4 protein-coding genes are annotated in these 8,307 nt (G+C 44.0%); all 4 read right to left on the bottom strand.

What is annotated here, in order from left to right; genetic code table 11:
- Positions 1–205 precede the first annotated feature (205 nt).
- The 4 genes from R2Q85_RS24295 to R2Q85_RS24310 are packed head-to-tail and all read right to left on the bottom strand — an operon-like array spanning position 206 to position 8,258.
- Complete coding sequence (locus R2Q85_RS24295; RefSeq protein ID WP_316814408.1) at positions 206–1,642, bottom strand: DUF4998 domain-containing protein; 1,437 nt, start codon at positions 1,640–1,642, stop codon at positions 206–208.
- Between the two features lie 22 nt (positions 1,643–1,664).
- Entirely contained in the window at positions 1,665–2,960 is a 1,296-nt protein-coding gene (locus tag R2Q85_RS24300) for a DUF4959 domain-containing protein (protein WP_316814409.1), read from the bottom strand.
- A gap of 45 nt (positions 2,961–3,005) precedes the next feature.
- Positions 3,006–4,967 (bottom strand): RagB/SusD family nutrient uptake outer membrane protein, encoded by a 1,962-nt coding sequence (locus R2Q85_RS24305; RefSeq protein ID WP_316814410.1) that lies wholly within the window; start codon positions 4,965–4,967, stop codon positions 3,006–3,008.
- A 39-nt stretch (positions 4,968–5,006) separates the two neighbouring features.
- Positions 5,007–8,258 carry a TonB-dependent receptor gene (locus R2Q85_RS24310; RefSeq protein ID WP_316814411.1) on the bottom strand — a complete coding sequence of 1,084 codons (3,252 nt, stop codon included), beginning with the start codon at positions 8,256–8,258 and terminating at the stop codon, positions 5,007–5,009.
- Positions 8,259–8,307 lie beyond the last annotated feature (49 nt).

Genomic DNA, 8,307 nt, shown 5'->3' on the forward strand with positions numbered 1-8,307 from the left:
GCCAATAGTAGGAATTGACTCCTTTGTAAAGTAAGCCGATTGGGTGTGTCCTATTAAAGGGAAACAAGTAATGAGGAATATAATTAATCTTTTCATGCGATATAAAATTATTCCATTCACATTTGTAAAATCTCCATTTACAGAGTACGGTTCATATGAAGCTTCAACAGAATACCTCATATGAACCATACTTTTTAATTACTTCTTAATTTACAATCCAATATTTATCAGTCGAATTAAAATTATTAAATACGTAAAAATCACCATTTCCTTCCATACATAGCAACGATGTTCCAACACCTACTATTTTTTTGAATCGGTTCCAGCCGGTACCGATACGACTTCTGGAACCTAGAGAACCGTTCGCCGTGACTGGAATGCTCCATAAAATTCCATTGGCGTCAACCCCCAAAAGAGATTGATTATTGAATATAGTAAGGGGCTCATAAATAGCATACCCTTTTCCTACGGTAACTCCGTTAGGCGCGCCAAATGTAGCATCATTTTTTGCATACCAGGCCTTAACCTCCCCTGAGGTCAATACATCTGCCGAGGCGGCTAACACGGAGAAGAAGAAACCTTTACCGGGTACAAACCTCGGCATAGTAAATCCGGTTCCGAAAGTGTTTGCTGCAGCGGGAGTCGCTTTTACAAAAATTAGCTGCCCATTTTGAATTTGGTGCATAGATACAGCACCGGCGGTATTAATACCGATAAACCGATCCTCATCATAGTAGAAGAAATCGCGATAAGTAGCGCGGGGAACGAGCGAAGCCATGGATGCTGTTTGGGTTAACGATCCGTCTGCGTTTACAGCATAACGAATGATGCCGCCTGTAGCATTCCACTCATATAAACTTTGCCCTTCGCCCGTAAAATATTTACTTGCTATCCTTCCTGTAACTGAAAGTTTTACACCTCTGTTAGAGATTGCCTCTGGTGCCCGATAGGTTTTAAACGCATTGTAAACGATATCTAACCCTTGAGGTGGAAAGAAAACAGTTCTGAATTTAAACTCACCGGCGTCGGGAAAGCTAGGTAATTGAACTTCATCTGTAGTCCGTTCTATTCTCACTGTTTTTTCCGCGCCGACTTTGTCTTTGTAAACAATCTCTGAATAGATGACACTATCCCCGCGAGTGGCTGGCGAAAGGTTTAGCGTGAAAAGTGCCTGTGCATAGTCGAAATTAAACGCTGTTAAATTTCTCGCACGCAAGCCAACTGCAAATTCTGAACCCCATACATTGACGGTTGAAGAGGAATATAATGAGGTTTCTCCTCTGTTGTTTATATTCCTGAATTCAAAAAGTGTGGAGCCTTCAGGAAGGTTTTCAACGATCACCGAGTCCTTTTGGACTCCTGGTCCTTTACGTACAAATTCTTTCACAATTGAATCTTTCCTCATATTCCAGTAGATAATGGTCTTTTCTACCTTGGGATCGGAACCGATATACCATGTTATCTTTGCTCTTCCGAATCCCGAAAAATATTTAATGGAGTCTACTCTTCCTAAATAGACTTGCTCTTCTTTCTCAGCATATTTTTGTTGAATGTCGTCCATTTTGTCGCAAGAGGACAATAATGATAAAACGACCGCTACGAAGGCTAGCGTTATGGGAACTATTTTAGTTATCTTTTTCATCTGTATAAAGTTTATTCCATTTCTATTGTTGTGGAACTGTGTTATCGCCATAAACAGTAATCTCTCCCATAGACCAATAGTTGTTTACGGGAGGTGGCATTGCACCTGCAATTTCACGTACAAATATTCGAATATATCGCACGGGGCCGGCATCGAGTGGAATTTCGTATTCCGTACCGTTTGCTGCAAGGTTTAATGCGCCCTGTGGATCTGGCGGAACCATTCTGTCATAGCGAGGTATTGCATGCCAACCCAAATATTGCCAGTCATCCTTAAATGTCCGGGCAGGAAGCTGGGTGGTTTCGGTAATCCCATCGAGGTCTCTGATGTTCTTATTGCGAACACCATACTCGTCCAGCCAGTACGGACGGTCAGCCAATTTAGCAAAATCAATTTTCTTGACACCCCATGCCTCAAATTGAGTAATATTTGCTTGTCCGTAAACGGAGTTGACATGATAACCGTGAATAACAATCCGACTGAGCTTGACAACTTGTTTGAGATCAATAGTCATAGATATGCCGCTACCGCCTCCGGATTGGGTCAACCATCCGTGAGAAGCAGTATTAACGATGTTGTCCCATAGTGTACTGATGTTTCTGCCAGAAAGGGTTGTGATGTTGTCATAAGGGATACTTGACCGAAAATCCGCGTATGGTTTCGGTATCACTGTCTCAAAGAATGGAGTTGTCTTAAGCACTGTCGTGTCCGATATATTTCCCCACTTATCTTCAAAAGCGATCGCAAAAGTAGTCTCTTTTGGAGTAAAGCCACGAAATGAGCGGCGTTCCTTTTCGCTCGAGGAAAAATACATTTCCTGGGTTACCAGTCCGCCTTTTTCGTCTTTAACCATCAACCGGACACCAAATTCCGTCTGTTTTGGATTACTCCAATTCGCAACAATACCGCCAAATCCCGGCACCATATTCAAGGAATTCTTGGCAATGCTAATCAATGACTCCAGGGGCTCAAACTCTAATTCAAGAGGCTCTGAACGCTGTTCCTGTTTATTAACCATGTACAGACGGAATGGCACTTTGCCCAGCGTGTTAAATCCTTCGATTGTAAGCACATTTTTATGGATAGACGATTTCTCGGTAAACAATTTCCCGTTCCGCTCATATTCTGCCATTACGTAAAGTAAGTTGGGGTCGTTTGGGAGTCTGTACGTAATCGTCGCTCCTCCGTTAATAGGAGTGATCTGATCAACCTCTATCGGCCCGGAAGACCATTTGCCACCCGGCTTGTCAATTTCCTGTTTGCAAGCGAAAAAGGTACATAAAACCAATACCGCCATTATAAATCTATATTTTTTCATAAAAGTAATCTTTATTTAATAATTCCAATTCTGTACTTGCCATTATTACCAACCATACGTTTGAACCAAATTTGGATTAATCCGTAAGTCGTAGTCTTTGATTGGATACAAGTAATCTCTAAATGTAACCTGGCGTACAACTTGACTATAGACGAAAGGAACATAAAATTGTTCTGTTTCTCTGGATGGAGTCCAGGACATAGGACGGAGGCTCCAATACTGACCGGCCATTTTCCATCGACGTATATCCCAGAAGCGTTGTCCCTCAAATGAGAGCTCGATCAAGCGCTCTCTTTGAATAATTTTACGCATCTCATTTTTATTTGATGGTGCGTCAGGATTAAAGGCCGCTTGTTGCCACGACTGTACTACGCCTTTCAATCCCGCCTTAGCCCGCACCTCGTCAATCCATTTGTAGACCTCTGCATCTGGTTGGCCCTTTGTTTCGTTCAGTGCCTCGCTGTAAAGCAAATAAAGATCTGATAAGCGTAGTAAAGGAAAGTTATAAGGATATGCAGTATATCGCTTATTCACATCTCCCTGGCTGGCGGATGACTCAAACGGGATAATCTTTTTAGGCGTATATGCACCATGGCCTGCTGCTGGTCCAATCTCATCGGGACGGCTCTTAATGAATGGGGCAAAGGAGACGCCACCATTGGTTGTAGTAGTGGATAGCTCAAAGAATCCTCTGTCGATGCCTAAATTGGCGTAAAAACGCGGCTCCCGGAAGAAGTGAAGAAGGACGGTTACTTCGCCAGTAGCAATATAAGATTGATGATGATCTGCCGACGTTGCCCGTTTTAAGCTATATCTGTTATTGTAGTCATACGTTTTATCTTCATTAATCGGAACACCGTTGTTTGAATAAAACAATTCACCCATATGCCAGGAAGCAGACATGTAGTTGATCAAACTAGGCTGATCCGTACTATACAATACCGGAAAAAGACTTGCAAGCATATTTCCCAGCACAGCAAGGGCCGAGGAACCACCTTTACCATTTGCAAATTGTTCTTGTGTGGCCCAGATTACTCCTGTATTTCGGTCGATCGATTCAGTAATAGCCTTTCTGACAGTCATCAACTGCACCAAAGAGTCATTCATTGCGAATGTTTGGGCGCCACCTGCAAACTTGTTGAATTCATATAAGCGGTTCCCGGCAGAATGGGCCGCATCAATTGCCTCCTTTATGGCCACAGCAGCTCTCTCCCATTTTTTAGGGTCGGGTGTACTGGATATTAATTGTTTCCCGCGCTTATCGATCCAACCTGCATAATCCGGATTGCCATTAAATAATGGACTGGCTCCCCAGGCTAAAACTTTCGCCTTAATACCCAGTGCAATAGTTTTGGAAATCCGGCCTTGTTCTGTCGACGGATCTGGAAGTGCCAATGGTAAATCAACCGCCGCCTCATCCAGCAACTGCACGATGTAGTTTACACATTCATCCACTGGTTCGCGATATACTTTCGTTTCCTCAGGAGTAGCCGATAAGGGCAGGTTTTCTTTCACCAACACGATGGGGCCGTACAATTCCATTAAAAAGAAATGGTAATAGGCCTTTAGGAATTTCACTTCGGCGATCCATCGAGCCCGTTCCAGTTCGTCGATATCACGGGGAATATGTGCGTTTTCCAGAAAAATATTGCAGTCACGTATGGCTGTATACATTGATTTACCTCCCTGTCCCCCCGACCAGTAATCCTGCAGTGGATTATTGGTGTTTTGAAGTCCACGGGAAATTTGGCCGGCGGGCGTATTTCCAGCCCTGCTATCGCTCCTCCAATCAAACTCGTCCCTGCTGGTAAAATAGGCAGGGTAGTAAAACGGATCGGTCGGATCTGGCAAGTGTGAGTAACATGTTCTCAGAAACTTATCCATTACTGAGCGATTGGAGAAGGCGTGGTCCAATGTCGCTGTGTTATTTGGTACCACATCCAGGTATTTGCAGCTCATATTTCCCATCAGGGAAAAGGCTACTATTATTCTCATTATATGCTTCATTCGTATATCGTTTATGGCTAAAAGCGCTGTTTGCCTTTATTAAAATTTAACATTCAAACCTAAGTTAATCACTCGCTGAACCGGATATCCCAGGCCCAGGCCGCCCATTTCCGGATCCCACATCTTAAACTTAGAAATGTAAAACAAATTGGTTCCGCTGAGGTACACCCGCATCATCCTCATGCGGGCTCTTTTACTCAATCGCTCGGGTAAAGTATAGCCTATTTCCGCCTGTTTTAGTCGTATAAAGGTTCCATCACGCAACCAATGCGTACTCTCCTGATTGTTATTTGAGATGGTGTACTCAGATAGCCGGGGCCAGAATGCTTGTATATTCCTGTTCGTTTCAGACCAGTGATCGTCTGCGATCGTTTGCATTAGCGCTTTTTGTCCCTGGTTGAGGAAGGGAGAGATACCTTCGGGCTTAATAAAGAAAGAGGATCTGGCGGACCCCTGAATAAAGAAGTTGATGTCGAAGGCTTTATATGCTACCGAGATCGAGTTTCCGTAAATGATCTCAGGAATAGTCGGGTGACCAATGGCTACCTTGTCGTCCGTATTGATCTGACCGTCATTGTTGATGTCCTTATATTTAATATCTCCTGCACCGTATTCTCCAAATAATTGTCTGGGCGAGTTGTTTACTTCTTCCTCATCAATGAACAGTCGCTCGGCGATGTAACCTATCGGCTGATTAATCTTTTGTCCAACGCGGGTACGCCAGGGAACATCACTATAATCAGGTTCTTCCCACTTCTTAACTGTGCTGGCTGCATAAGTAAAATTGCCATTTATCATTAACGATAAACCGTTATTGAAGTGTTTGTTGTATTTTAGCTCCACATCCAATCCTTTTCCCTGGGCCACTCCAACATTTGCCTGAGGGACTACCCGAAGACCCATGGTAGTCGGTATATCTACCCGGGTCTGAAGAATATTACTTCGGGTTTCCTGAAAAAAGTCTGCTATAAGCGTCAGATCGTTGTACAATCCAAGCTCTAAACCGAAATTCGTCTTTTTAGCAATTTCCCAGGTTATAAGGTCGTTGGCATACCGATCGATAGTAATACCCGAACGGTAGCCTCTATTAAGACCAAACCAGTATCCAGTCCCGTTCATATTGATCTGGGACAGGTAGAAAAACCGATCATACAAAGACCCTATCTGATCGTTTCCGACCTTACCATACGTAGCACGTAATTTTAAAGTAGTGATCACATCCTTCATACCCTTCATAAACGATTCGTTGCTTACCATCCACCCAGCGCCGGCAGAAGGAAAAAATCCCCAGCGGTTCTTCTCGGCGAAACGTTCGGTACCGTTATATCCATAGTTTAGTTCCAGAAAGTAGCGAGAATCATATCCATAAGATAACCTGCCAGCTGACGAGATATTCCTTCGTGCAAGAGAGGCTTGAAGGTCATCAGACACCCGCTCATCATATTGAAGGGTACCAGTTTCGTTTCTCATCGTACCCACTAATAAGGCATTGAGATCATGTTTTTTATTAAAGGTTTTGTTGTACTGTACGCGAACCTCACCGTACTGGGACGCATTGACCGTCCTGCCCTGACCTTGAAAGTTCAGATACTCAGTACCGCCGTCTGGATTGAGCGGTGTTAATTGGTAGGAATCGTCTATGGTATTTGCAAGACTGTAATAAAATGGATTATACGCGCGGTTTTGCGCATAATACGCTTTTCGCATCGAGTTGAATGCTCCTCTTACAGTTAACCCCTCTAAACTCCCGGTAAATTTATGATCCATTTCCAGTTGCAACAGCATCATGGACTCTTTCGATTCCTGGAATGAGCTGACCACTTGCGCCCAAGGGTTGTAAAAAGTCATTTCCGGATTCATACCGAAAAGGATATGGTCAGTGAATTCGTTGGCTTTGTCTGCCGGATAAAATGGAAGGAACTGCACCGGAGACGCATTTCGCGCCGCGCGGAATACCGCCGCCCCGCCCGATACTGTGTTGCCCAACTCGTCTTTCATACTAGGAATATAAGGGCCCGTCCGATCATCAAATGATCCGTATGCACGCACAACACCAGTAGTGGTTGGTGCAAACTTAATGGTCACATTAGAGCGTATCTGAAGCCGACTGATATCGATGTTGTTCTCGACCAGATTTTGTTCGCTTTCTTTTAGTATTCCCTTGTCATTCTGAAAGTTGGCAGCCAGATAATACTGTACAGATTGTCCCCCACCGGTGAGGTTCATATTAAGACGGCGGTTGATCGCCTTATCGTCTATCAGATAGTCGTACCAATTCACAGACGGGTAGCGAAGTGGATCGGTGCCCAGCTCTGTTTCCCGAATTTTCGAAGAAGAATAGGGTAGGTCTACCAGGGCGTTGCGCGTTCGCACCGCTTCGTTGTGAAGTTTCATGTAGGTAATAGGATCGGCCAGTCCGGCTAACTTAGTATTATAAGAGTTGGACTGCTCAGCTCTTACGGTGATCGCCAATTGGTCTACCGCTCCGACCTTTGTGGTCACGAGAATCACGCCGTTTGCGCCACGTGCACCATACAGTGCCGCAGAACTGGCATCCTTTAGTACGGAAAAGGATGCGATGTCGTCTACGTTCAACCGGGCGAGGTCGTTTGTTGCCATTTCCACCCCATCAATCAGGATCAGCGGATCCCGTTTACCTGATGTACTAAAAGTAGTAACGCCACGGATATAAAATTCAGCGTTATCCAGCCCTGGTTCTCCTGACCGTTGATAGGCAATCACTCCACCAACCTTTCCCGCTAAAGCGGTTGTTAGGTTACTTGACGAATTTCTCATTTCAGAAGGTCGAATGGTTGAAATCGCACTAACCACACTTTCCTTTTTCTGTGTACCAAAAGAGGTTATGACAACCTCGTCCATAGTAGCTGTTGACTCCTGCAAGGTGACACGAACTTCCTTTAAGCCTTTAACCGGCACTTCTTTTGTCGCATAGCCAATAGAGGTAAACTCCAGTATTGCGTCGTTGTTGGGAATCGTGATAGAAAAGTTTCCATTCAAATCCGAAACAGTAGCAATTTTTGTTCCTTTAACCCTTATACCAGCCCCGATTATTCCAGCCTCATTAACGTCGCTGACCCGGCCGGTTATGATACGTTCCTGAAGCAAAGACCTGCTTTCATTAAGACCATAGGCAACGGACGCCACTTTACCCATATCCACAGCCTTTGCACTAAGAAAAAGGGGAATAAAAAGTGGCATGATTACTACAGCCATGGTACCTAACCACCTGATTGAGTCCTTTAAACCAAATTTTGTAGCTTTTTTTGTCATAATTAATTGTTTAGATTGTTTATTACTAGGTTTTTACTGTTTATTTCAA

The organism is Pedobacter heparinus, from assembly GCF_032678725.1.
GTDB lineage: Bacteria > Bacteroidota > Bacteroidia > Sphingobacteriales > Sphingobacteriaceae > Pedobacter > Pedobacter heparinus_A.